The organism is Psychrobacter immobilis, assembly GCF_904846065.1.
GTDB classification, from domain to species: domain Bacteria; phylum Pseudomonadota; class Gammaproteobacteria; order Pseudomonadales; family Moraxellaceae; genus Psychrobacter; species Psychrobacter immobilis_H.
In genome coordinates, this window is the sequence record NZ_CAJGZV010000001.1 from 1,095,769 (window position 1) to 1,120,337 (window position 24,569).

At 42.1% G+C, this 24,569-nt stretch carries 21 protein-coding genes; 15 read left to right on the top strand and 6 right to left on the bottom strand.

Going from position 1 to position 24,569, the window contains the following annotated elements; all coding sequences use genetic code 11:
• Nucleotides 1–88 precede the first annotated feature (88 nt).
• From JMW64_RS04650 to JMW64_RS04695, 10 genes are all read left to right on the top strand, one after another.
• Nucleotides 89–2,662, top strand: coding sequence for an AAA family ATPase (locus JMW64_RS04650; protein ID WP_201553598.1), 2,574 nt, complete (start codon nucleotides 89–91; stop codon nucleotides 2,660–2,662).
• 175 nt (nucleotides 2,663–2,837) lie between these two features.
• Nucleotides 2,838–3,575, top strand: coding sequence for a uracil-DNA glycosylase (locus tag JMW64_RS04655; RefSeq protein ID WP_201553599.1), 738 nt, complete (start codon nucleotides 2,838–2,840; stop codon nucleotides 3,573–3,575).
• 12 nt (nucleotides 3,576–3,587) lie between these two features.
• Nucleotides 3,588–4,163 carry a tRNA adenosine(34) deaminase TadA gene (gene tadA, locus JMW64_RS04660; RefSeq protein WP_201553600.1) on the top strand — a complete coding sequence of 192 codons (576 nt, stop codon included), beginning with the start codon at nucleotides 3,588–3,590 and terminating at the stop codon, nucleotides 4,161–4,163.
• Nucleotides 4,164–4,334: 171 nt separating this feature from the next.
• The gene (gene cmk / locus JMW64_RS04665; RefSeq protein ID WP_201553601.1) at nucleotides 4,335–5,117 is read left to right on the top strand and encodes a (d)CMP kinase; all 783 of its coding nucleotides are present in this window, start codon (nucleotides 4,335–4,337) and stop codon (nucleotides 5,115–5,117) included.
• Between the two features lie 310 nt (nucleotides 5,118–5,427).
• Nucleotides 5,428–7,119, top strand: a complete 1,692-nt coding sequence (rpsA, locus tag JMW64_RS04670; protein ID WP_055124414.1) for a 30S ribosomal protein S1 — start codon at nucleotides 5,428–5,430, stop codon at nucleotides 7,117–7,119.
• A gap of 326 nt (nucleotides 7,120–7,445) precedes the next feature.
• Nucleotides 7,446–7,751, top strand: a complete 306-nt coding sequence (locus JMW64_RS04675; protein ID WP_045445047.1) for an integration host factor subunit beta — start codon at nucleotides 7,446–7,448, stop codon at nucleotides 7,749–7,751.
• 172 nt (nucleotides 7,752–7,923) lie between these two features.
• The gene (locus JMW64_RS04680; protein ID WP_201553602.1) at nucleotides 7,924–8,337 is read left to right on the top strand and encodes a lipopolysaccharide assembly protein LapA domain-containing protein; all 414 of its coding nucleotides are present in this window, start codon (nucleotides 7,924–7,926) and stop codon (nucleotides 8,335–8,337) included.
• 74 nt (nucleotides 8,338–8,411) lie between these two features.
• Entirely contained in the window at nucleotides 8,412–9,110 is a 699-nt protein-coding gene (gene pyrF / locus JMW64_RS04685) for an orotidine-5'-phosphate decarboxylase (protein ID WP_087816145.1), read from the top strand.
• A gap of 155 nt (nucleotides 9,111–9,265) precedes the next feature.
• Nucleotides 9,266–10,063, top strand: coding sequence for a metallophosphoesterase (locus JMW64_RS04690; protein ID WP_227694065.1), 798 nt, complete (start codon nucleotides 9,266–9,268; stop codon nucleotides 10,061–10,063).
• Between the two features lie 184 nt (nucleotides 10,064–10,247).
• Nucleotides 10,248–11,084: a histidine phosphatase family protein gene (locus JMW64_RS04695; RefSeq protein ID WP_201553604.1), complete on the top strand. Its 837-nt coding sequence runs from the start codon at nucleotides 10,248–10,250 to the stop codon at nucleotides 11,082–11,084.
• A gap of 145 nt (nucleotides 11,085–11,229) precedes the next feature.
• On the opposite strand, the gene rpsT is transcribed toward JMW64_RS04695, so the two are convergent.
• Nucleotides 11,230–11,496: a 30S ribosomal protein S20 gene (gene rpsT, locus JMW64_RS04700; protein WP_010200097.1), complete on the bottom strand. Its 267-nt coding sequence runs from the start codon at nucleotides 11,494–11,496 to the stop codon at nucleotides 11,230–11,232.
• 731 nt (nucleotides 11,497–12,227) lie between these two features.
• Here rpsT and JMW64_RS04705 point away from each other — a divergent pair.
• The 5 genes from JMW64_RS04705 (at nucleotide 12,228) to JMW64_RS04725 (ending at nucleotide 20,160) form a co-directional block, all read left to right on the top strand.
• On the top strand, nucleotides 12,228–12,929 hold the full coding sequence (locus JMW64_RS04705; protein ID WP_201553605.1) for an NAD-dependent epimerase/dehydratase family protein: 702 nt from the start codon (nucleotides 12,228–12,230) through the stop codon (nucleotides 12,927–12,929).
• A gap of 103 nt (nucleotides 12,930–13,032) precedes the next feature.
• Nucleotides 13,033–13,566, top strand: coding sequence for a ribonuclease E activity regulator RraA (gene rraA, locus JMW64_RS04710; protein WP_201555029.1), 534 nt, complete (start codon nucleotides 13,033–13,035; stop codon nucleotides 13,564–13,566).
• 220 nt (nucleotides 13,567–13,786) lie between these two features.
• Nucleotides 13,787–17,542, top strand: coding sequence for a transcription-repair coupling factor (gene mfd / locus JMW64_RS04715; protein ID WP_201553606.1), 3,756 nt, complete (start codon nucleotides 13,787–13,789; stop codon nucleotides 17,540–17,542).
• Between the two features lie 249 nt (nucleotides 17,543–17,791).
• Nucleotides 17,792–18,223: an HIT domain-containing protein gene (locus JMW64_RS04720; RefSeq protein WP_045445060.1), complete on the top strand. Its 432-nt coding sequence runs from the start codon at nucleotides 17,792–17,794 to the stop codon at nucleotides 18,221–18,223.
• Between the two features lie 521 nt (nucleotides 18,224–18,744).
• Nucleotides 18,745–20,160: an adenylate/guanylate cyclase domain-containing protein gene (locus tag JMW64_RS04725; RefSeq protein ID WP_201553607.1), complete on the top strand. Its 1,416-nt coding sequence runs from the start codon at nucleotides 18,745–18,747 to the stop codon at nucleotides 20,158–20,160.
• A 128-nt stretch (nucleotides 20,161–20,288) separates the two neighbouring features.
• On the opposite strand, the gene fdx is transcribed toward JMW64_RS04725, so the two are convergent.
• From fdx to iscU, 5 genes are all read right to left on the bottom strand, one after another.
• Nucleotides 20,289–20,627 (bottom strand): ISC system 2Fe-2S type ferredoxin, encoded by a 339-nt coding sequence (fdx, locus tag JMW64_RS04730; RefSeq protein ID WP_201553608.1) that lies wholly within the window; start codon nucleotides 20,625–20,627, stop codon nucleotides 20,289–20,291.
• A gap of 91 nt (nucleotides 20,628–20,718) precedes the next feature.
• Nucleotides 20,719–22,599: a Fe-S protein assembly chaperone HscA gene (hscA, locus tag JMW64_RS04735; protein WP_201553609.1), complete on the bottom strand. Its 1,881-nt coding sequence runs from the start codon at nucleotides 22,597–22,599 to the stop codon at nucleotides 20,719–20,721.
• Between the two features lie 274 nt (nucleotides 22,600–22,873).
• Nucleotides 22,874–23,455 (bottom strand): Fe-S protein assembly co-chaperone HscB, encoded by a 582-nt coding sequence (gene hscB, locus JMW64_RS04740; protein WP_193009472.1) that lies wholly within the window; start codon nucleotides 23,453–23,455, stop codon nucleotides 22,874–22,876.
• 119 nt (nucleotides 23,456–23,574) lie between these two features.
• Nucleotides 23,575–23,895, bottom strand: a complete 321-nt coding sequence (iscA, locus tag JMW64_RS04745; protein ID WP_045445072.1) for an iron-sulfur cluster assembly protein IscA — start codon at nucleotides 23,893–23,895, stop codon at nucleotides 23,575–23,577.
• 247 nt (nucleotides 23,896–24,142) lie between these two features.
• Nucleotides 24,143–24,553, bottom strand: a complete 411-nt coding sequence (gene iscU, locus JMW64_RS04750; RefSeq protein WP_055124404.1) for a Fe-S cluster assembly scaffold IscU — start codon at nucleotides 24,551–24,553, stop codon at nucleotides 24,143–24,145.
• Nucleotides 24,554–24,569 lie beyond the last annotated feature (16 nt).

Genomic DNA, 24,569 nt, shown 5'->3' on the forward strand with positions numbered 1-24,569 from the left:
GAACAATCCATCTGTCGCCCTGATTTACTTACTAACTCATTCATAAAGCTATCAATCATAAAGATAGGTATAACCGTAGGAAGTCGTTATGTTAAGTCGTCATCTTGAAGTTTCTTTGCGTTTAGCAATGACACTTGCGCGCCAAAAATCGCATGAGTACCTCACTGTTGAGCATCTGTTATTGGCGTTATTAGAGAATACTCACGCTGCCAATACATTAACTGCCTGTAATGCCAATGTTTCAACGTTGCGTACCGAGTTAGAAGCTTATATCAATAAGCATACACCAACGGTAGACGCAGACACCGAGCAGTCACCGCAGCCGACCCAAAGCTTTGATCGTATTCTACAGCGTGCTATTTTCCATGTACAATCTATTGGTGGTGGTCGCCTTGTTGAAGGCTCAGATATTTTAGTGTCTATGTTTTCAGAGCACGATACTTATGCCGTTTATTTGCTCAAAAAGCAGGGTATTAGTCGTCTTGAGCTGACCCAGTACTTATCACATGGTCAAGATAAAGACGAGCCATCCGAGCCACGTGCTTCTATGACGGGTGAACGCCGTAGTGCCTCAGAAAAAACCAGTAAGGATCCCTTGGTTGAGTTTGCGACCAACCTAAACCAGCGGGCTGCCGAAGGTAAGACTGATCCATTGATTGGACGTGGCCCTGAAATTGAGCGCGCCGCTCAAGTGCTATGCCGCCGCCGTAAAAATAACCCGTTATTGGTGGGCGAGCCAGGCGTTGGTAAAACCTCGATTGCTGAAGGCTTGGCGTGGTTGATTATTAATGATAAAGCACCGAAACCATTGAACGGCTGTGTGATTTATAGCCTTGATATTGGCTCATTAATTGCTGGTACTAAATATCGCGGTGATTTTGAAAAACGCATGAAGTCACTGCTTGATGCGCTAAAGAAAAAGCCCAATGCAATCTTATTTATTGATGAGATTCATATGATTATTGGCGCAGGGTCGTCAATGAGTAGCAATATGGACGTATCAAACTTGATTAAGCCAGCACTTGCTAATGGTGAGCTGCGCTGTATCGGCTCAACTACCTTTACCGAATACCGTCAAGTGTTTGAAAAAGACCATGCACTGTCACGTCGTTTCCAGAAGATTGATGTCAAAGAGCCGAGTGTTGACGATACAATTGATATTTTACGCGGTCTGAAGCCTCGTTATGAGGAATTTCATAACGTCGAATATACCGATGAAGCGTTGGTCACCGCCGTTCAATTATCTGCTAAGCATATTCACGAGCGTTTCTTACCAGATAAAGCGATTGATGTGATTGACGAAGCAGGTGCCTATAAGCGTTTAGGCGTAATTCCTGATGCTGATGATATTGATGCAGAAGAAAGCTTCATTGCGGATATAGAGCAAGACTTTGATGCTCAGATTGATGCCGATGTTGAGGGTCTCGATGGCGATACGTATAGCGATAGCGAAATGCAGGATGAAGCGGAAACTGCAAAAGTCAATGATCGTGCCAAATCGTTCAGTGAGTCAAAAAGTGCCAAAGCTAAGAAAAAACCACCGATGAAAATCGATGTGGCGGATATTGAGGCGATTGTTGCCAAGCTTGCACGTATTCCCCCCAAGTCAGTATCAAGTGATGATAAGAGTATTCTTCAGCACTTAGATCGTGATCTTAAACACTTAGTGTTTGGTCAAGATGAGGCCATTGAAACATTAGCCGACGCCATTAAGCTATCACGTGCCGGTCTCAAAGCACCAGATAAGCCAATTGGTTCCTTCATGTTTGCCGGTCCTACCGGGGTTGGTAAAACAGAGGTCTCGCGTCAGCTAGCAAACTTATTGGGTGTCGAGTTAGTTCGTTTTGATATGTCAGAATATATGGAAGCCCATACCGCATCGCGTTTGATTGGTGCGCCTCCTGGCTATGTCGGTTATGATCAAGGTGGTTTGTTGACTGAAAAAATCAATCAACATCCACATTGTGTTTTATTGCTTGATGAGATTGAAAAAGCGCACCCTGATGTCTTCAACTTGTTACTGCAAGTCATGGATCATGGTACGTTGACTGATAACAATGGTCGTGTGGCTATCTTTAAGCAAGTCATTGTGATTATGACGACCAACGTCGGTGCTGATAGTATTAGCCGCTCTTCAATGGGCTTTACTCAGCAAGACCATAGCCGTGATAATACGGAGTCGCTCAAACGTGTCTTTACGCCAGAGTTCCGTAACCGTTTAGATGCCATCATCCAATTTAACCCATTAGATACCTCCGTGGTGGTATCTGTGGTTGATAAATTTTTGGTTGAGCTACAAGTTCAGCTTGATGATAAACAAGTCACCTTAGAGATTGATGACGAAGTACGCGATTACTTGGCTAACAAAGGCTATGATCGCCTAATGGGTGCACGCCCAATGCAGCGTCTGATTCAAGATGAGATCAAAAAGTCATTGGCAAGTATGATTTTGTTTGGTGATTTGGTCAATGGTGGGGTAGTACATCTTACCTTAGAGCCTGAAGCTAATGATGAGCAAGATGGTGATTCTGTTAAGCTTGATAAGTACAGTGGTAAGACGGATTATAAGTCTACAGATAAAGGATCAGCAGATAGTCGTATTATCTTGACGGTCGTTGAGACTCATGAGCCACATCCAGACTCTGAGTCACTCGCCAGCTAAGTTTTTGCTACTAATGTAATAACAACGGTTACCATGTTACTGTGGTAGCCGTTTTTTTATTGCTATAATTCATAACAAAACCAACGTATGAAATCACGAGCTCTCATGTGCGAGATTGGTTCACGCCCCCCATTCAATATTTATCTAATCGATAACAAATATAACAGGACATACTATGGAATTATTCGATGAACAAACGCCAAAAACGCCAGCGCAAAAGCAGGCGATTTTAGATAATGTACGCTTGCCAGAAGATTGGAAAAAGGCGTTAGCAAACGAGTTAACTTCTAATAATATGGACGACTTGCGTGCGTTTTTAAAAGAAGCCTATCAATCAGAAAACAGTATCTATCCGCCAGCACCTTTAATATTTAACGCGTTAAACCTGACCCCTTTATCACAGGTTAAAGTCGTGATACTAGGTCAAGATCCTTATCATGGACCAGGGCAGGCAATGGGCTTATCGTTTTCAGTGCCCAAAGCCATTCCAAAGCCACCCTCACTCAATAATTTGTTAAAAGAGATGGCAAGTGACGTTGGTATCGCACCCTCAAAACATGGCGACCTGACTTACTGGGCGCAGCAAGGAGTTTTGCTATTAAATAGCTCTCTGACCGTGCGAGAAAGTGAGCCAAATAGCCATCAAAATAAAGGTTGGGAGCAGTTTACCGATGCGGTGATTGATGTGGTTAATGAACAAACAGAACATACCGTATTTATATTGTGGGGCAGTAAAGCACAGAAAAAAGGCAAATATATCAATACTGATAAGCATCTTATTCTCACCGCTGTGCACCCATCACCACTTGCTGCCAATCGTGGTGGATTCTTTGGTTCCAAGCCGTTTTCTAAGACCAATGATTATCTGGTACAGTATGGGCAAACGCCTATCGATTGGCAATTACCGCAATAGTTGTCAAAATAAATGAAACATAAACAAAATATAAGCTTGAAGCCATATCCAACCGCAAATAGCCAGTTAGTTATTGAAGATATGCAAGCCAGCACATTTTGGTCACTTCAAGATATGAGCTGGATGAACATAGCTCTTAAACTTGCTAGGCAAGGTGCTGAGCGTGGAGAAGTGCCGGTAGGAGCGATACTGGTACACGACCAGCAGATTATTGGTCAAGGATTTAATGAACCAATTGGGCGTTACGATGCGACCGCTCATGCCGAGATTGTCGCATTAAGAGAAGCGTGTGCGCGCTTAAAAAACTATCGTTTACCATTACAGACAACGTTATATGTTACCTTAGAGCCTTGTACGATGTGTATCGGAGCGCTCATTCATGCGCGGGTCGATAGATTGGTTTATGCAGCAAGCGAGCCACGAGCGGGTATGGTTGGTAGTCAGATAAATTTACCGATACAGCCTTTTTATAATCATGCTATCGAAGTACATAATGGCTTATGTCGTGAGCATAGCAGCCAGATGCTTAAGACCTTTTTCCGTGAACGACGAAAAGCGGCAAAAAGGAAAGACAATATAAGCTGTTAACAAGATAACGGACTTGCTGCTAGTGATGGGTAGGTTTCTTTGCTATAATATCGCCCTATTTGATGACGAAATGATAAATTAATTGTCAAGCGTTTGATAAATAAGTAAATATTGTTCTGCAGCTAGCATGTACTAAGCCGTATCAGTATCGTCTACTATTAAGTGAGTATTATGACCGTTTCTACAGCTGCTAACGCTATACTTGATAACTTTAGTTCTGGTAGTAATGATAACCAAGCGCCAGTGTTGCGTTATCCAGTTATCTGCATTGATGGACCAAGTGGGGCAGGTAAAGGTACGGTCACGTGGCGTTTAGCCCAAGCATTGAATTATCAACTGCTGGATTCAGGTGCTTTGTATCGTATCGTTGGACTCAAAGCATTTGAAGCGGGATTAGTTGCGGCAGACGGAAGCCATGCCATTGACGAGATGGCTGTATTAGCATTAACGCAGCGCCTAGAGATTGCTTTTGTACCTAACAATGCATCAGGACGTGTTGATATTTTAGTGAATGGTGAAGCGGTTGGTGAGCAGGTTCGTAATGAGACCGTGGGCGGCTATGCATCACAAATAGCAGTATTTCCAAAAGTTCGTCAAGCATTACTAAAGTTGCAACAAGATATGGCAACTCGTTCTGGATTGGTCGCTGATGGTCGCGATATGGGAACGGTGGTGTTCCCAGATGCGGATGTAAAAGTATATTTGACTGCCAGTGCTGAAGCGCGTGCCGAGCGCCGCGTAACACAGTTAATAAATGCTGGTCAGACGGCAGATTTTGACGCGATTTTAGCGACAATTAAAGCTCGTGATGATCGTGATGAGAATCGGTCGACTGCACCATCAAAGCCTGCAGAAGATGCTCTACTACTAGATAGCTCTAACTTAGATGCTGATGAAGTTTATGCACAAGTGAAAAGACATTGTCAGGATAAAGGTATTTTCTTTAATAGTTAATAAAAACAAGTTAGTAAGTATGAAAAAGTTTCCTATACGCTTGATTTTAGTATAAAATCACAGTAGTAGACGCTAATAATCTCTAGAGAGTGATAAAAATATTCTTTCTAAATCATAGAGATTTAAAAGTATAAGGCATTGCAATATAAGACAGTTGTTGCTAGTAAGTTTAATAAGTTATGTGCTTACTAACAACAAACGTTTTTATATATGATTGTATGAGATATAAAACCAGTATTCTCGTTTTATGCAATCATAAATTTGATCCGTACTGTGCTGGACAGGATACGGCTATACAAAGGTAGACATAATGGAATCATTTGCTGAACTATTTGAAGCGAGCATCGAAGAAACAGGTCTGGATATCGAGCGTGGCTCGGTTATCACTGGTACTGTTGTGGCCATTGATAACGACTGGATCACTGTTGATACTGGTCTGAAATCTGAAGGTATCGTCGCTCGTGAAGAGTTTTTAAGCGAAGAAGGCGAACTTGAAGTTGAAGTTGGCGATAGCGTTGATGTCGTGGTTGAAGCGGTTGATAACGGCATGGGTCAAACCTTGCTTTCACGTGAAAAAGCCAAACGTGTTGAAACTTGGAACTTCCTTGAAAAAATCGCTGACAATGATGAAATCGTAAAAGGTATCATCTCAAGCAAAGTGAAAGGCGGTTTCACTGTAGATATCGGTTCAGTACGCGCGTTCCTACCAGGTTCATTGGTAGATGTACGTCCTATCCGTGACACCACGCATCTTGAAGGTAAAGAGCTAGAATTCAAAGTTATCAAACTTGATCAAAAACGCAACAACGTTGTTGTTAGCCGTCGTGCAGTTATGGAAGCTGAAAATTCAGCTGAGCGCGAAGAGCTATTGAACAAGCTTGAAGAAGGCATCGAGATCGAAGGTATCGTTAAGAACCTTACTGATTACGGCGCATTCGTTGATCTAGGTGGTATCGATGGTCTATTGCACATCACTGACATGGCATGGCGCCGTATCAAGCATCCATCTGAAGTTGTTGAAGTTGGTCAAGACCTAAAAGTTAAAGTATTGAAGTTTGACCGTGAGCGCAATCGCGTTAGCCTAGGTCTAAAACAACTTGGTACTGATCCTTGGGATAACGTTGGCGGCACATACCCAGTAGGTAGTGTGGTTAAAGCACGCGTAACCAACTTAACTGATTATGGTTGTTTCGCTGAGATTTCTGAAGGTATTGAAGGTCTAGTACACGTGTCAGAAATGGATCATACCAACAAAAACATCCACCCATCAAAAGTTGTTCAAGTGGGTGATGAAGTTGAAGTAATGATTCTTGATATCGATGAAGAACGTCGTCGTATCAGCTTAGGTATCAAACAAACTCTTGCTAACCCATGGGATGAGTTTGATAAGAAACATGAGCGCGGTGATAAAATCACTGGTACGATCAAATCAATCACTGACTTCGGTATCTTTATCGGTCTAGACGGTGGTATTGATGGTCTTGTTCATCTATCTGATATCTCTTGGAACGAAACAGGCGAAGACGCTATCCGTAACTACAATAAAGGCGACACCGTTGAAGCAATGGTATTGTCAGTAGATGCAGAAGCAAACCGTATCAGTCTAGGCGTGAAGCAGTTAAGCTCTGATCCATTCAACGAATACCTAGTCAACAATGACCGCGGTGCTATCGTTAATGGTAAAGTAAAAGAAGTAGATGCTAAAGGCGCTACTATCGAGCTTGCTGACGAAGTTGAAGCGTATCTACGTGCCTCTGAAATTCAACGTGATCGCGTTGAAGATGCGACTAAGCATTTGAGCGTTGGTGATGACGTTGAAGCGAAAATCATCAGTGTTGATCGTAAAACTCGCAACATCAACTTGTCTATCAAAGCGAAAGACGAAGCTGAAGAGCGTCAAGCGATTAAAGAGCTAAGCAGCACTAGCACGACTAGTACTACTGCCAGTTCTGATGCACAGCCAAAAACAATTGGTGACTTGATCAAAGAGCAAATGCAGTAAGCTGCACGTTAATGATATAAGATTATAAAAGAAGCGACTATGGTCGCTTTTTTTTTGCTTAAATTTTAAGTGTACTATTAATCAATGAGGTTTTTGCTCAAACAGGCAAACTCTTATTTCCATTTACCGTAATATCCGCTATCATTTGCAACATTGAGTAACGAGATGTGAATTATTACTTATTTAAGACACTGATATTGTTTTAGTGAATGGCTATTTATCCTTATGATCTTGATGTATAGCTTGTCTTAAAAGTAACCAACTATCGAAAATGATGGTTCAATTCACAGTCATCTTATCCATTAATCAACAAGGCAAGCGTAATAATGCAGCAAGCGATTAACAAGTCCGAATTTATTAGTAATTTAAGTGCGAACTGTGACAATATGACTGATACTGTAGTCGATGATGCAGTACGTGAAATATTAAACTTGATGACCGATACGTTAGCCAATGATGGACGCGTAGAAGTTCGTGGTTTTGGCAGTTTTTGTCTGCACCATCGTCGTGCCCGTATGGGTCGAAATCCTAAAACAGGAGAAAGCGTACCTGTACCTGCCAAAGCGATACCGCACTTTAAACCAGGTAAAGCATTACGTGAAGCAGTCAATGATACAGTAGCAAATAGTTAAGTGTGTTATAAAGTATTTATTGGGTAAAATTGCCAACAAGAGTGCTTGCCAGCCATTTTTGCTAGAACTTATCACTAGTGAGTTTATAAGCATATAAATGTGTGGGTTGATGAAGGTTTTAGAGTGCTATTTTTAAAACACTAACGACATTCCAAATCGAGGTAGACGTCTCATGCGCTTTTTACTATTTGTATTGCTGTTTTTGAGCTTTGCTTATTCACTTGGTTTGGTGTTGGCAAATAATACCGAAGTTGGCGTAAATTTATTATTCTCGCAAGCACCGACGATGAATCTAGGATTGCTGCTGATTTTATGCCTTATGCTTGGTATTGTTATTGGCATCTTGTTGGCACTGCTTATCTTCCGTGTCTTACAGAATAAGTGGGAAATCTCGCGTTTGCAAAAAGCGAATGTGAACTTGCAAGCGCAACTGACACAAGCCAATGCTGTCATTGATCGCCAAGCAAGTGCGCCAACGGTGGAAGAAGCTGTTTATGGTTCGACAGCAACCAATGTGCAAGTGCAAGACGCAGAAGTACTTACTGTAGATGAAGGCGCGACACTTACCAAACAAAAGCGAGAATAAATTATATTTTGTACTGATCTATGAGCAGTCCATATATAGTGTTTTGATAATTCTGATATAGATATGGTAAAACCATGAATAATACAATGAACTCCCCAGTCATCGTTGCCTTAGATAATATGACGATGGAGGCATCGATAGCATTAGCTGATCAGTTAGATCCAACATCATGCCGCTTAAAAGTGGGTAAAGAGCTATTTACTCGCTGTGGTCCTGAGATAGTTAAGGCGCTACATCAGCGTAATTTTGACGTATTTCTAGACTTGAAATTCCATGATATTCCTAATACTACCGCTCAAGCGGTACTAGCGGCAGCTGAGCTTGGCGTATGGATGGTGAATGTGCATGCCAGCGCGGGCTTAGAGGCGATGTCATTGGCTAAACAGCGCTTGTTAGACGGTAATTTTGATACCTTGCTGATAGCCGTCACCGTGCTGACCTCTATGGATAATCAAGCATTGATGCAAACAGGTATTACCGATGGTCTAGATGCGCAAGTGAGTCGATTGGCACAATTAACCAAGCAAGCAGGTCTTGATGGCGTGGTCTGTTCAGCGCAAGAAGCTAAAACGCTCAAGACACTATGTGGTCAAGATTTTAAATTGATTACCCCTGGTATTCGCTTGCTAGACGACAATGCAGATGATCAAAAACGTATTTGCACGCCAAAACAGGCGTTAGACGATGGTTCTGATTATTTGGTGATTGGTCGTTCAATTACTCAGGCAGCAGATCCTGCGGCTAAATTACAAAAGATACTCCGAGGTATTTAGATACTTATAAAATATTTGGATATTTACAAAGTGTTTAGCATTTTATAGTGTCAGCATGATAAAAAAGACAGCCTAATCCGCTGTCTTTTTTTAATTTTTGCGGGTATATCAAAAAGTGCTAAACTATTTACGTTTATTTAATGATATTAGAACTTATGAAATTACAGATTTTAAGTGACTTACATATTGACAGTTATGCGCGTCAGTCACATCCGCTAGGGCATATTCCCAAAACTGATGCAGACGTGGTATTAGTTGCGGGCGATACTGCCAACAGCGATAGTGGTATGCCATGGCTACAAGAGCAGGCAGCACGTTTGCAAGTGCCTGTAATTACGATAGCTGGTAATCATGAATACTTTAATGAAGATGTGCTACATTTTGATAAAAAGCTGGCGACTTGGGACAATTATAATGCCCAGTCGCAGCAAGGCGTCCGTTTTCTACAGTGTCAACATATTGATATTGGTGACATACGTATCCTAGGTTGTACCTTATGGACAGATTACCAATATCAGGCCAATGAAGACACTATAGCTGCTGCTATGCGCTTTATGCGTGACTATAAAAAAATCTATGCTGGAGGAGAGCTTTTTTCACCTGAAGTATCGATGCAAATCCATACTGAGCATCGTCAGTGGCTACAGCAAGCACTGATAATGGCGCAAGCATTGGGTAAAAAAACGGTGGTCATGAGTCATCATAGTATTAGCCCATTATCGGTGTCTGAAAAATTTGCCAACCTACCGAGTAATGCCGCCTTTGTCAGTGATTTGTCTGGCTGGATGCATGAAGATTGGGCGCCAATACTATGGGTACATGGACATACACACGAAGCATTTGATTACCGTATTGGTAATACACGAATCATTGTCAATCCACGTGCGTATCCAAACGAAGTGAGCAGCACTGCATTAGCGTTTGCGTGGGACAAAGTCATTGATATCGGCTAAGTAATTTTAGCCTCTTGAAAGTAAATATCTTTTTAGTTATTTGTCACCTTGATTCGTATTTTTTAAAATAGTGAATATAAAATAGTGCTTATTTTGAAGTCTAACCGCCTAGACTCGTAAGCAATATTACAATCGAACTGATATTTTGTTCATTCATATCAAAAAATCTGCTACGCTTGCTACCATGAGCAAATATCTCAATAACACTCCCTCAAAACTGTCTGCTGAAAAGCTTGCGAGTCATACTCCAAGTGCTCCGGCGCCTTCGCACTTGCCTGATAGTATGATTTCCTCAGTCAGCTTATTGCCTGAAGATAAACGGCTGATTTTATTTACCAGACATTCCTTACGTGAACGCTCTGATGGCAATGGTTTTGCCAGTTATCAATTACCCCTAACACCTAAAGGTCGAGTACTAGCAAAGTCTTGGGGGCGTTGGTTGGCAGGGCATTTACCGTACTCGCTCGATGTAGACAGTATCTCAAGTCCGATTGGACGCTGTATTGACACGGCGCAGCTGATGCAAGCAGGTGCGGGACTACAACGTGATATTACGCATCAGTCATTGTTGGTCGAGCCTGGTAGCCTAGTGACTGAGCCTGAAATAGCAAATCCAGTATTTAAAGAAATTGGCGTGCTCAACTTTATCAATCGATTTTTGCAAGGTAATTTAGAGGGGACTAAAAACGCTTACCAAGGCGGTCTCGATATTTTATCGTTGTTTTATCAGCATCAGCCGCAGCAAGGGCATCTCATGCTTGCTGTTAGTCATGATACTTTGTTGTCTGCTTTTTTAGCAGTGATGTTTGATGTGGTCGAGATTGATTGGAATGATTGGCCAAAGATGATGGAAGGCGTGTTTTTGTGGTTTGATGATAAGCCGTTTGAACAAGCCAGAGCACACTTCGTTTGGCGCGGTGAATTGTATGTGCGCCCGATTCATACTTTATTAGAAGACTACCGTGCTGCCGGCTTTCATCCTAATACATTGCTCTTACCACCAGAAGTGAAATGGATCTAAATACTATTTAATCTAAATACTGTTTAAAAAATTATTACTCATTTTTCGATCAGACATAAAAAAACCTTGCCCCAGTATTAGAACCAGTAACAAGGTTTTAGTCATCACGCTATAAAGGCAAGATGTGGTCTAAACGTAACCAATCTTAAGCTTGTAGGCCTTTGATGGTTTTGTTTAGGCGGCTCTTACGACGAGCAGCTTTATTCTTATGAATAATACCTTTGTCAGCCATACGATCAAGAACTGGTACCGCTTTTTTGTAAGCTTCGGTAGCCGCGTCATAATCTTTAGCTGCGATAGCCGCATCAACACGTTTTAAGTAAGTACGAACCATAGAGCGTTGTGACGCAGAGTTCTGACGACGTTTGGTGTTTTGACGGGCGCGTTTACGAGCTTGTGCAGTATTAGCCACGCGAATCTCCTTGATAAAGACAGATAAAAATATGAATGTGGATTACAATAAAAAAGGGTTTAACCATCATCGGTAACGAGCAGCCGTCTCGCCAAACATGATGTCGATGTCTAACATTAAAGTACCTATCTATTATTAAAGGCACCTAAATGAGCAATAGAGCATCGCAAGCGCCAAAACTGTTTGGAATAATTAAACAGCGTTAACGTGTAAAGCCGGTTATCTTAGCAAATTATCGCCCTTAGAACAATATATTTGATGATTAATGCTTAAAGAAGTTGTGTGATCATATATACGACAGTTTTTTGTGTCTCCGCTCAACTGTTTCTTGAAATATTTATCAATATTGTTGCACTAAAAACCGCTTATGAGTGAATAAATCGCTTAGCCGATAAAATCTCTTACAATAAATTCTATAGAATACCCTCAGTTGTGCGTTAATTTAGGTATGATACTAGGGCATGTCCTCAATTCAATCGATGGACATCTAAATGGGCTGAATCTTCCCAAACAATGTTAAAAGAAATGTCAAATAGCTGGTTAATATTCCGATACTATTTACTATTCCGATAGCATCTACGCTATTTTCTTTGTTTGGTGGCAATTTATCTTATTTTTATCACCATTTTTAAAATGAGGATACGCCCTAAGATGAAAAGCTTTGGTGATAGGCTTTAAAATCAGATTTTTCATTATCATCTATTTTTCAACACACTATAAATGGATAGGCTATGCAGCGAAAAGCAATTGTAATTGGCGCGACAGGATTGGTCGGACAGCATCTTGTCAAACAGCTTAGTGAGCTTTATGACACGTTAATTGTGATTGCAAGGCGTCCGCCACGCTATATCAATACCAGCATGCGTTTTTATCAGGTTAATGATTTTGATAATTTGGCTGAAATATTTGCCAGCGTTGGCGTTGATCGAAAGACGGACGCTTTTAGCTGTCTTGGTACGACTAAGAAGCAGGCTGGTAGCGATGAGGCCTTTCGAAAGGTTGATCATGATTATAATGTCAATTTTGCCAAACTGTGCCAAGACAAAGGTGTTGAAAACTTCTTTTTGTTATCATCCATGAATGCTGATATTCATAGTCGGTTTTTATACAATCGGGTCAAGGCGGAAACTGAGCAGTCTATTATGGCGCTAGGTTTTACGCAGCTAGTCATTTTCCGTCCGTCCTTGTTACTTGGCAAGCATAAAGGTCGTCCGCTTGAAAGTATTGGTCAAAAAGCCTTTCAGCTGATATCGCCCTTAGTTTCAGAATCATTGTCACTGCATCCCATTTCCGCCAAACGCGTTGCCATTGCCATGGCGATGAGTGCGCATGATGTTTATCAGCGTAATAAATACCGTACTGAACCTGCTATCCAAACCACTGATATCATCGAAAATAAGCAAATGCTAGCGATGACTAAAGTTAAAAAATAGCCTAAGTATTAAGTTAAGGGAACGATTAAAATTAAGCCCCAGTCATAAATAATCAGTCATGAATAACCAATCATACATAACAAGGAGCGTCACTATGTCAGGCATGCCAGAATCAATAACGATGGATAAAGAGAACTTTGTGACCTGTGATTTATTGGATGCCAATCCTGAGTCGCAGGTGTGTTTGCCTAATATCGAAGGTAAGTCTTTTCATAGCTTTGGTGGCAAGGACAAGTTCTGCGGTGAAATTGTGACGGTGAAATGCTTCGAAGACAATAGTCGCGTCAAATCATTACTAAATAGCGATGGTAAAGACAAGGATGGTAACGGTAAGGTGTTGGTGGTTGACGGTGGTGGTTCAATGCGTTGTGCGCTGCTAGGCGACATGATTGCGCAGTCAGCGATTGATAATGATTGGGCGGGGGTTATCGTATACGGCTGCGTCCGTGATGTTGATGATATGGCAGCAATGGACATCGGTGTGATGGCACTTGGTTGCATTCCGCGTAAATCCAATCGCCGCGATGAAGGTCAAACGGATATTGAAATTAGCTTTGGTGATTTAACACTAAATTCTGGTATGTTTGTCTACGCAGACAATAACGGTATTATCGCTAGCGACAAGCCATTAATTTAACACCAGCTTAATAAATAGCACTCAAAAACCTCAGCTTAGCCGTTGAGGTTTTTACATTTAATCATCCTGTCTTTATATACGAATATAATCTTTATCAACTATTTGGCTATTGGTTTTTTAATAAAAATGCTAAGTGACAAACCGTTACGGCATAAATTTTGGTAATTGCTGAAATATTCGTATAATAGCTCTCTGACTCTTAACATTGATCCTACTCTTTATGCCTATCACTGCTTTGACTGACGCCTTTGAACCAATTAACCAGCAGTTGTTTCCTATCCAGAATGCCGAGCGGCGTTGGCTGGCACCTGTGCATGGTGCAGTCAGCAGTTTGTGGCTAGCAAGTCTGGTGCAAACACCGCTATGGAATGTTGCCGACCGATTAAAAGTTGTGGTGACGCGTGACCAAAACCAGCTCAATCAAATAGAGACGGAATTGGCATTTTGCGGCGTCGATGCTTATGTGTTCCCCGATTGGGAGACGTTGACCTATGATGAGCTGTCACCGCATCAAGACATTGTTAGTGAGCGTATCAATCTATTAACCGATATGCCAACGTCAGGCGTGCTGCTCATCTCGGTTCAGGCATTGATGCATCGTGTCGCACCGCCAAGCTGGCTGATAGGGCAGCATTTTGATTTGAGCGTTGGTGATCGATTTGATATCAATACCCAGCGCGGATTGCTGGCAAAGGCAGGCTACCGCGCCGTTGAGAATGTATTTGAGCCGGGTGAATTCGCGGTACGTGGCAGTATCATTGATATCTTTGCCATGGGTCAGCCGTTTCCACTACGTTTAGATTTGTTTGATGATGAGATTGAGACCATTCGTTTTTTTAATCCGCAAACCCAGCGGACATTGACCGTTGATGACCTCAAAACCATGATGAGTGGCAACGATAGTAGCATGGGCAAAGAGTCACTATCACTGCTACACAAGTTGCCAGATATCTCAAAACCTATCGAACAATTCCAAATACTACCCGCCAAAGAATTTCCGCTTGATGAAGGGCGTGAGATGTTTCGTACCAACTTCGCCACAATGTTCCCTAATGCGAGCAGTCGTAAGTTTGAGCTACATAAAGACGTAATGGCAGGTATCGCTAGTAGCGGACTTGAATATTATCAGCCGCTATTTTTTGATTTAAAAGCGTGGACAGCAGAGAGTAGCTTGTTTGCTTACTTACCAAGCGATGCGCTGTTTATCACTGATGAATTGATTAATGAAAAACAGGTAGATTACTGGTCACAAATTCAGCGCCGTTATGAAGAGCGCCGTCATGATATCGATAAACCTATTGTCGCGCCTGAGTTGCTGTATTTATTGTCAAATACTCTTAACGAACATCTTAATCATTATCCACGGGTGATTCTCAGTGCACGCAATGAGCTGGCTAGCATGACGGATGTTGCTGCGATTGACAGCGATGACTCATTGTTAGCAGATGGTTCATTGCTGGAAGTTGAAGAGCAGTCAGATTCACAGCCACAACTGCCGCTTGCGCCGAGTAAGCAACAAGGCTTGGTGACGCTCAGTGCGCAAGAGCCGCCACAATTGACCGTTAACCACCAAAAGGCTGAGCCTCTTACCCAGCTATTAGAATTTTTAGCGTTACAAGCGCAAACAGCGACGCCAATATTGATCGTTGCTGAAACAGCGGGTCGCCGCGAAATTCTCATCGAGTTGTTTAAAGGCAAGATTGACATTAAGGCTTATGACAGCTTTGAGGCGTTTTTAGCAGCGGACAAGACCAACAATGTTGAAGGTAATAAGCTGCCGCAGGTTGGTTTAACCGTTGCGCCCATTGAACGTGGGGTATATGTTCCTGAGCGTTTGGTGCTGATTAGTGAGACGCAATTATTTGGTCGCCAAGTATTGCAAACACGCCGTCGTCGTCAAAGTGGCGTGTCTGAAGAGTTCTTGGTTAAGAGTGTTACTGAAATAACCGAAGGTAGCCCAGTTGTTCATATCGAGCATGGTATTGGGCGTTACAATGGGCTGATTACGTTAGATGTGGGTGATGGCGAGCAAGAGTTTATTCACTTAAAATATGCCGATGATGCCAGTATTTATGTGCCCGTTGCTAATTTGCAAATGATTAACCGTTATAGTGGCGGTGATCCAGCGCTTGCGCCATTGCACAAAATCGGTAGCGGAAAATGGGATAAAGCCAAGCAAAAAGCGCTTGAGCAAATCCATGACGTAGCGGCCGAGCTGCTTAATATGCAAGCGCGTCGTGAAGCTAAAGTCGGTATTCATTTTAAAATAGATGCGTCACAGTATGAGCTCTTTGCCAGTCAATTTGCCTTTGAAGAAACGCCGGATCAAGCCAATGCCATTCATGCGGTGATGGAAGACATGCGACAAAACCAACCAATGGATCGGCTCATCTGCGGTGATGTGGGTTTTGGTAAAACAGAAGTGGCTATGCGGGCAGCATTCATTGCTGTCAGCGCCGGTTATCAGGTAGCGGTGCTAGTGCCGACGACCTTGCTGGCCGGTCAGCATGAAGACAATTTCCGCGACCGTTTTGCTGATTGGCCAGTGCGTATCGAGACGCTCTCACGCTTTGGCGGCAAAAAGCATCAAGAAACGGTGTTGACAGATTTAGCAGCAGGTAAAGTCGATATTGTCATCGGCACCCATAAACTGTTACAACCTGATGTGAAATTCTCTAATTTAGGTTTGATGATTGTCGACGAAGAACATCGCTTCGGGGTGCGCCATAAAGAGCGTATCAAGGCGATTCAGACTGATGTGGATAGTATGTCGATGACAGCAACCCCCATCCCTAGAACGCTCAATATGGCGCTCTCAGGTATGCGTGACATGTCAATTATCGCGACACCTCCAGCACGTCGTTTGGCGATTAAAACCTTTGTCATGCAAAAAACGGATGCTCTAATGAAAGAGGCCATCTTGCGTGAGTTATTGCGCGGTGGGCAGGTTTATTTATTACATAATGATGTGGCGAGCATTGAGCGTATGGCAGAAACCATACGTGAATTGGTGCCTGAGGCGAGAGTAGGGGTTGCTCACGGGCAAATGCAAGAGCGCCAACTTGAGCAAGTGATGCAGCAGTTTTATCATAAAAAATTCAACGTACTGATATGCTCCACCATTATCGAGACTGGTATTGATGTACCAAATGCTAATACCATTATCATTGAGCGCGCCGATAAGTTTGGCTTGGCACAATTACATCAGCTGCGTGGTCGTGTCGGTCGTAGTCATCATCAAGCGTACTGTTATCTACTTGTGCCTTCTATCAAAGGTCTAAAAGGCGATGCTAAACGCCGGTTGCATGCGATTGAACGCGCCAATACGCTGGGTGCAGGTTTTATGCTGGCTAGCGAAGACTTAGAAATTCGCGGTGCTGGCGAAATACTTGGTAAGCAGCAAAGTGGTAATATGCAGGCGATTGGTTTTAGCTTATATATGGACATGCTAGAGCGAGCAACTAAGGCGATTAAAGCGGGTAAAGAGCCTGATTTAAGCACACCGTTGTCGCTGACTAGTGAGATTAATCTGCATAGCTCAGCATTGATACCAGAAGAATATCTGCATGATGTCCATCAGCGTTTGTTATTTTATAAACGCATCAGTAATGCCGATGATAAAGAAGCATTGATTGATATTCGTACTGAAATGATTGACCGTTTTGGTACATTACCAGAGCAAACTAAGCAGTTATTCGCCATCCACGGACTGCGTATACAAGCTGAGCCGCTCAAGATTAATAAGATTGATGCCAATAGTAATAGCATGACATTAGAGTTTGCACCTGATACGCCAGTCGATGCCTTGGCAATTATTAAGTTGATTCAGAGCAATGGTCAGCGTTATCGTATGAACGGTGCTTCTGGTATTCGTTATCAAGATGCTGATAAGCTGGCAACGCCGCAACAGCGCGTCACCGCGATACAAGAGTTATTACGCTATTTTAGCGAGCATATGGTGGCAGAGTCAGCGTAGTTGTTTTGGCATTTCGGCATTTTGAGAGCTTGGCAATAATTTTCGGTAGATTCAATCAGCTCAATAAGTCAGCTAGCCAGTGCTCAAGTAGGACGTCAAGACAATGAGTCATAGCGCTATTTTATCGGTCGGATAACTGATAAAATAGCGACATCCTATATTTAGCCTATTGTTTTTTAGTAAATTAAATTTTGCTTTTCTAGATTTATATTCCTTTTATCTGAGTGTCATAACAAGAGAACCGTCATTATGTTCCAACTTCATCATAAACTTGCTGCCGATAGCTTTTTAGTGGGTGACTTCCCATTATCGACTTGTCGTTTAATCAATGATTGCCAGTTTCCTTGGTTAATATTAGTGCCGCGCGTATCAGGTATCAAAGAGTTATATGAGTTATCTGAAGCCGATCAAACACAGTTTTTACGTGAGTCAAGCTGGTTGTCGAGTCAGCTAGCCAAGACCTTTCAAGCTGATAAAATGAATGTAGCTGCACTCGGTAATCAAGTACCGCAACTTCATTTTCATCATATCGTTCGCTATCAAAATGACATGCAATGGCCAAATCCAGTATGGGGCGTCCCTGCTATTCCTTATACTAAAGAAGTGTTGGCTCAGATGCAGCAAACGTTAATGATGGCGCTACGTGGTCATCATCAAATGCCATTTGATTGGCAAATGTAATAAATACCTGAGTAGTAATAGGTCGGTAATTTGATTGGCAAATTGATAATGATACTTTATTGGCGAGGTATCGATTAACTAGGTATCGATTAACTAGGCATCGATTGACCCATCAAAATAACTGGAAAAATGGCCAAACGTTTAAAGTTAAGCCTTATTTTGGTGTCTTAGTCGTTTTACGGTTATGTGCCAACGTTATGCTCAGTTATTACAGCCCCTAATTTTTATATATTAATAGGTTTTAAGTATTTGAAATCCAGATAAATATTATCTGGATTTTTTGTGTTTTGCTCAAACGATATGTCTTATAATCCCGATTTAGTAGCATATTAAGACAAGATGAGTGATGAGTGGTAGGCTTTTGGCTATCAGTGACATGGGTTTTGTTGCATTTAAAAAGTATAATGTAATCATTGATCAATTTTATACATAACTTGGCATAGAGGTAGGTAGTACGCGTGTGCTATCCTCAAGCCTTTTAGTTTTTTACATAGCCTGTTTTACGTAAGCGAATACTTCATATGCCTTTTTTAGACACGCTGAGACCAAATCACTCTTCAAAAAATGAAGGGATTTATCGATTTGACTATCCAGAAGTCTTCGTTTTAATGCTTACCGTAATACTCCTTGCTGTACATTTTGATTTTAGACCTACTTCAATGGCACTGCTCGTTATTGTTTGTCTGCCAAGTTTAATGATTTTGATTTATAACTATCGCCGCCAAAAAAGCTTTTGGACATCTAACATTGTTATCATTTTACTATCGGTAGTTATTGGGTCGATACAGTTTTGCACGGTTATTTCGCTTAGCTTAGCCGCGCTCATAGCACTCAGAATTATTATTAGTAGCCCTGAAAATCATTTAAAACTGATTGCCGTCTCTGTAATAACCGTCATTGTCTTCTATTATGTTAGCGTTACCCTAAGCAATGCTGACATAGATTGCCACGAAGGCTGGACCACACCAATAATATTATTAGCCAGTATGATCGTCATACTGTATCAGTTTTGGCATGTGTACCAAGAGTATGTTGGTTATGAAACTCGTGCTCATCAGGCCGTTGGGCGCTTAAGCACGATGGTCTCCGTCATTAATAAGTTGACGCGCTTCATACCTCCACAAGTCTGGGAGCCTATCGTAAAATCTGATAGCCCAGTTACCGTTGCTAATAAGCGCGCTAAGCTGACGATTATGTTCTCAGATATCGTTGGCTTTACGGAGTTGTCAGATAGTTTGAGCGCTGACAATTTGGCTGATATCTTAAATACTTATATGCATTGTATGACATTGATAGCAAACAAGCATGGCGCCGTACTGGATAAATTTATTGGTGACGGCATGGTGTGTTTTTTCGGTGAGCCAAATAGTCGCGGTGCGCGCCAAGATGCTTTAGACTGTATTGCAATGGCAATAGATATGCGTCGCGAGATGCGAACTTTGAGGCAGAAATGGCGCTTGATGGGCTTTGAGGGGTTGTACATCCGTATCGGCATCAGCACAGGTTATTGCCATGTTGGTAATTTTGGTAGTAATAACCGTCTAAGCTATACTCTTATTGGTAAAGAGGCCAATCTCGCGGCAAGACTTGAGTCGAGCGCTGGTAAAGATGAGATACTGGTCAGTGAGAGTACCTACGATTATATCTGTCATAATTATGACTGTCAGCATGCGGGTGCGTTCAAGTTAAAGGGTTTTGATAGCAAGGTAAATGCATGGCAAGTTCTGGATCCAGATACGTATAAAGGTCATTTATCAAAGTGGGTTGATCACACACTACCAGGTTTCAATTTGCATCTAAATTTTAAAGATATGAAGGATAATGATTATCAAGATATCAGAGCACGCTTAAATTTTGCCCTTGAACGTGTCGAGCAGGAGCAAGAAAAAGTGGCAACTGACATAGCGGCAGCAAGCAAACGTAATGACAATCAATGACAATCGTCATAAATAATCATCCAAAAATAATGTTTATAAAATCAAGCGCAAAAAAGCCAGCTATTATTATGATAGCTGGCTTTTTTATCTAATGAAGTAAACTTTAATATTAGGACGTGTTCTAGCGTTTAGTGGTTTTCTTTTGCATGGTTGAGCGTATACTTAGGAATCTCGATGGTTAAATCTTCATCATCGAGCATGACCTGACAAGATAGGCGTGAGTCAGGCTCTAATCCCCAAGCACGATCTAATAAATCGGCTTCAATATCATCCATTTCATCTAAACTATTAAAACCTTTACGGATGACCACATGGCATGTGGTGCAGGCTTTTGACATCTCACATGCATGTTCAATTTTAATGCCTTTTTCCAATAGCGCTTTACATAAGTTGCTGCCAGCTTCTAGCTCGACTTCGGCGCCTTCAGGGCAAATTTCATGATGCGGTAGTACGGTAATTTTTGGCATAAATCGTCTTTCCAGTGCTAATCAATTAAAAGAATAAAAATATAAGAAATGAGCTTAGTATGGTGACTAAGTCACATTTTAAATGTATCTGCTACCAATCTTGGGCATTCGTGCCTGCCATGCTGGCTTTGACGCTTTGATTCATAATACGGGCAGCAAAGGCATCACTGTGAGGCTTGAGCTTTGCTTGCTGTGCCTCGATAAGTGCCAAATCATCAGTACTGAGCGTTGTTTGCAACACTTGTATTTGCTCAGCCAATGAGTGCTGCTCCTCAGAAGACAATAAGGCTGCAAATTCTTTAAGGGCAGATTGTAGCGCTAATACTTCACGCTCCGCTTCTACTTTGGTCTCGATTAAAGAACGTGTATTTTTATCTTCTTCTGCATGCTTGAATCCTGCAACGAGCAACTGCTCTTTTTGCTCATCTGATAACCCATAAGAAGGCACAATCTCAATCTTACTTTCTGTCTTGGTTGTGGTTTCTTGGGCGCTGACGGTTAGCTGTCCATTCGCATCGATACTAAAGGTCACTTCAATACGAGCAAATCCAGCTTTCATCGGCGGGATACCATATAGCTCAAAACGACCCAATGAACGGCAGTTATCTACTGTCTCGCGCTCGCCCTGTACCACATGAATCACCATGCCTGTTTGACCATCTTGATAGGTGGTAAACACTTGGCGTTTTTTGACTGGAATAGGCGTATTACGTGGAATCAGTACTTCAACTAAGCCGCCCATGGTCTCAAGACCAAGCGATAGCGGCGTTACGTCTAACAATAATAGGTTGTTATTACTATCGCCATTGACCAATTGATGCGCCGTTTGGGCAGCACCCAAAGCCACGACTTCATCGGGATTTAGACGACAAAGTGGTTGCTTGGCAAAAAACTCTGTCACGACTTGTTGTATAGCAGGCATACGAGTAGAGCCACCGACCAAAATTACTTCGTCTAGATCAGCACTCAAAAGCTTGGCATCACGCAGGACTTGTTCGCATACGCTCAATGTACGGCGGCTCACTGGCTCTGCAATAGCCAGCAAATCTGTACGGCGAAGCACACCTTGATAAGATTGCTCATTCACCGTGATATCGATATCAACTTGTTCAGCATCCGTCAGGGCTTGTTTATAAGCCTTGGCTTGTTGGGCGAGTATCGATTTATCATGACGACTCACATCTTTAGGATCGATAGCTAATTGTTTGATAAGCCAATTGGTCATTAGACGATCGATGTCATCACCGCCTAATGCACTATTACCGCCAGTTGCCAATACTTCAAAGACGCCATCAGTCAGCTTTAAGATAGAAACGTCAAAAGTACCACCACCCAGATCGTAAATTAAATAATAACTTTCTTTATCGCCGTTTTGCGTTGACTGGTCGAGACCATAGGCGACGGCAGCAGCAGTAGGCTCATTTAGCAGACGTAACACATTAATACCAGCCGCTTGGGCTGCATCTTTGGTCGCTTGACGCTGTGCTTCATCAAAATAAGCAGGGACAGTAATGACCGCACCCTCGATACTGTCTGCAGGCAATGCGCTCGCTGCCCGTAGCTCAAGCGCTGCTAAAATACGTGCTGATACTTCAACAGGTGATACTTCACCCTGAGCCGTCACAAATGCTGGCATGTCATCTTTGCTGCCGCTTAACTCATAAGGATGAGAGAATTTGATATCAGCTTGACTACGACCCATAAAACGTTTAGCCGAGACGATCGTATTTTTTGGATCATCCGCTAAGTGGGCTAATGCATCAGAGCCAACCAACGGCTTACCTATACTTGGATAATAGACCACAGAAGGTAATAAGGTATCGGTAGCTGCGCTTGCCTCTAAGACTTGCGCCTTGCCTGAGCGTACTACCGCGACCAATGAGCGCGTAGTACCAAGATCAATTCCTAGGCCAAAACGATGCTGATGGGGTTGGGCGCTTTGATTGGGTTCGGCAATTTGCAATAAAGACATAAGATAACTCAAAGATAAAATGAAAGAGATAAAATTAATAAGTGAAATGAAACAAATATGATAAGCGCACTATTGTAGTTTAACTGCTTTGTATGCACGTGAAAACGAAGATACTTAGCGATTAAAAGTGCTTAAAATAAGGGATTATACGGCATCGCTATGACTATTTTAACCATCGCTTATAATATAGTTTTCAAATAAGCGTTATAAGCGAATAGTATTTATAAATAAATTTGGCATATAAAATAAATTAACAAGCTTATACGTCAGTTAGTTAGACGTATAAATCATCATCATCTGAATGCTCAGCAGTTGCTAACTCATCGATACCAGTAGTCACGTCAGCATTTAATTTGACTAAGAATTTTAGTTTTTGTGTCGCATCAATCGCCGTTTGCCAATCTTGGCTTTGGTAAGCATCATTAAAACGCTTAGACTGTTTTGCCAGTCGTTCGGTGATTTGAGGGTGTAGTTGTTGCAATGTCGCACGATCCTTACCCTCGATAGCGTCATCTAAATCCATGCGCATCTGCATCGCATCTTCTAAAAAGTCCAAGTCTGCAATTGAATGCTCTAGATTCTGTGCTTGATCTGCCATGTCTAGTAGATAGCTAGCACGACTATCAGGCGCACTTAGCGCTTGGTAGGCTTGGTTGATTAACGCTGAGGCCTGCTCAGACTGCTGTTGCGCTTGCGTAGTATTGGCCAGATTCTTGGTGACATTATCAGGATGATAGCGTTTTTGTAGCAGACGTAGATGCTGATCGAGACTCTCTTGATTGACTTCAAACTGTACAGGCTGCTCAAATAGGGCAAAGAAATTATCAAACTGGGCTTCTGCAGTAATGTCTGTCATATCATACGCCTTGCTTGTTGTTTATTTTGAAAGTTTTCTTTAGCTGAGAACATATTTATTATGTCTTAAATATAGAGTCAGGAAACTCTAAGCTCAAGGGTTTTTTAACCTTTGGCTCATTAAACGGTAAAAGACTCGCCGCAACCACATTCGCCTTTTTGATTGGGATTGGTGAACTTAAAGCCTTCGTTAAGGCCTTCTTTTTCGTAGTCCATCAACAAACCATCTAAATAGACCAAACTTTTAGGATCAATAAAGATGTTAACGCCGCGGCTTTCGTAACGCGTGTCATTTTCATCAGGGGTATCTACAAACTCTAAAACGTAAGCTAAGCCTGAGCAACCCGCGGTACGGATACCCACTCGAATACCTTCACCTTTGCCGCGATTGTCCAAAAAGTCTCGAACATGCTGAGCGGCGCGTTCTGTCATTTCAATCATGCCAACTCCCATTGACTATCAATGATAAATATCAATCAAAAAAATCTGTATAAACTGGCAATGAAAATAGCGCACTTGCCAAAAAATCTTAATAACGACCAGTTAAGAATCACTAGAAAATAAAAGGTGACAATTACATTAGCGTTATTGTCACCTTTTTAGCGTTAGTAGCTGTTCAATACATCGACTACTAAAGTACGGTCATTAAGACCGTGTACTTAGAAGTACAATACTTACGCTAATAGGTTTAGCTAGCCGCTTCTTCTGTTTCTACTGCTGCGCTATGCTTACCTTTATAGTCGCTAATAGCGGCTTTAATGGCGTCTTCAGCAAGTACAGAGCAATGCACTTTTACTGGTGGTAAGGCCAACTCTTTCGCGATATCGTTGTTTTTGATTTCGCCCGCTTGATCCAAGCTTTTGCCTTTTAGCCACTCAGTAACGAGCGAGCTTGAAGCGATTGCCGAACCACAGCCATAAGTTTTAAAGCGTGCATCTTCAATGATGCCGTTATCATCAACTTGAATCTGTAGGCGCATTACATCGCCACAAGCTGGGGCACCAACCATACCAGTACCAACGTTTTTGGCATTTTTATCAAGATTGCCGACGTTGCGTGGATTTTCGTAATGATCAATAACTTGGTCACTATAGGCCATGGGGTTTTCTCCTAGT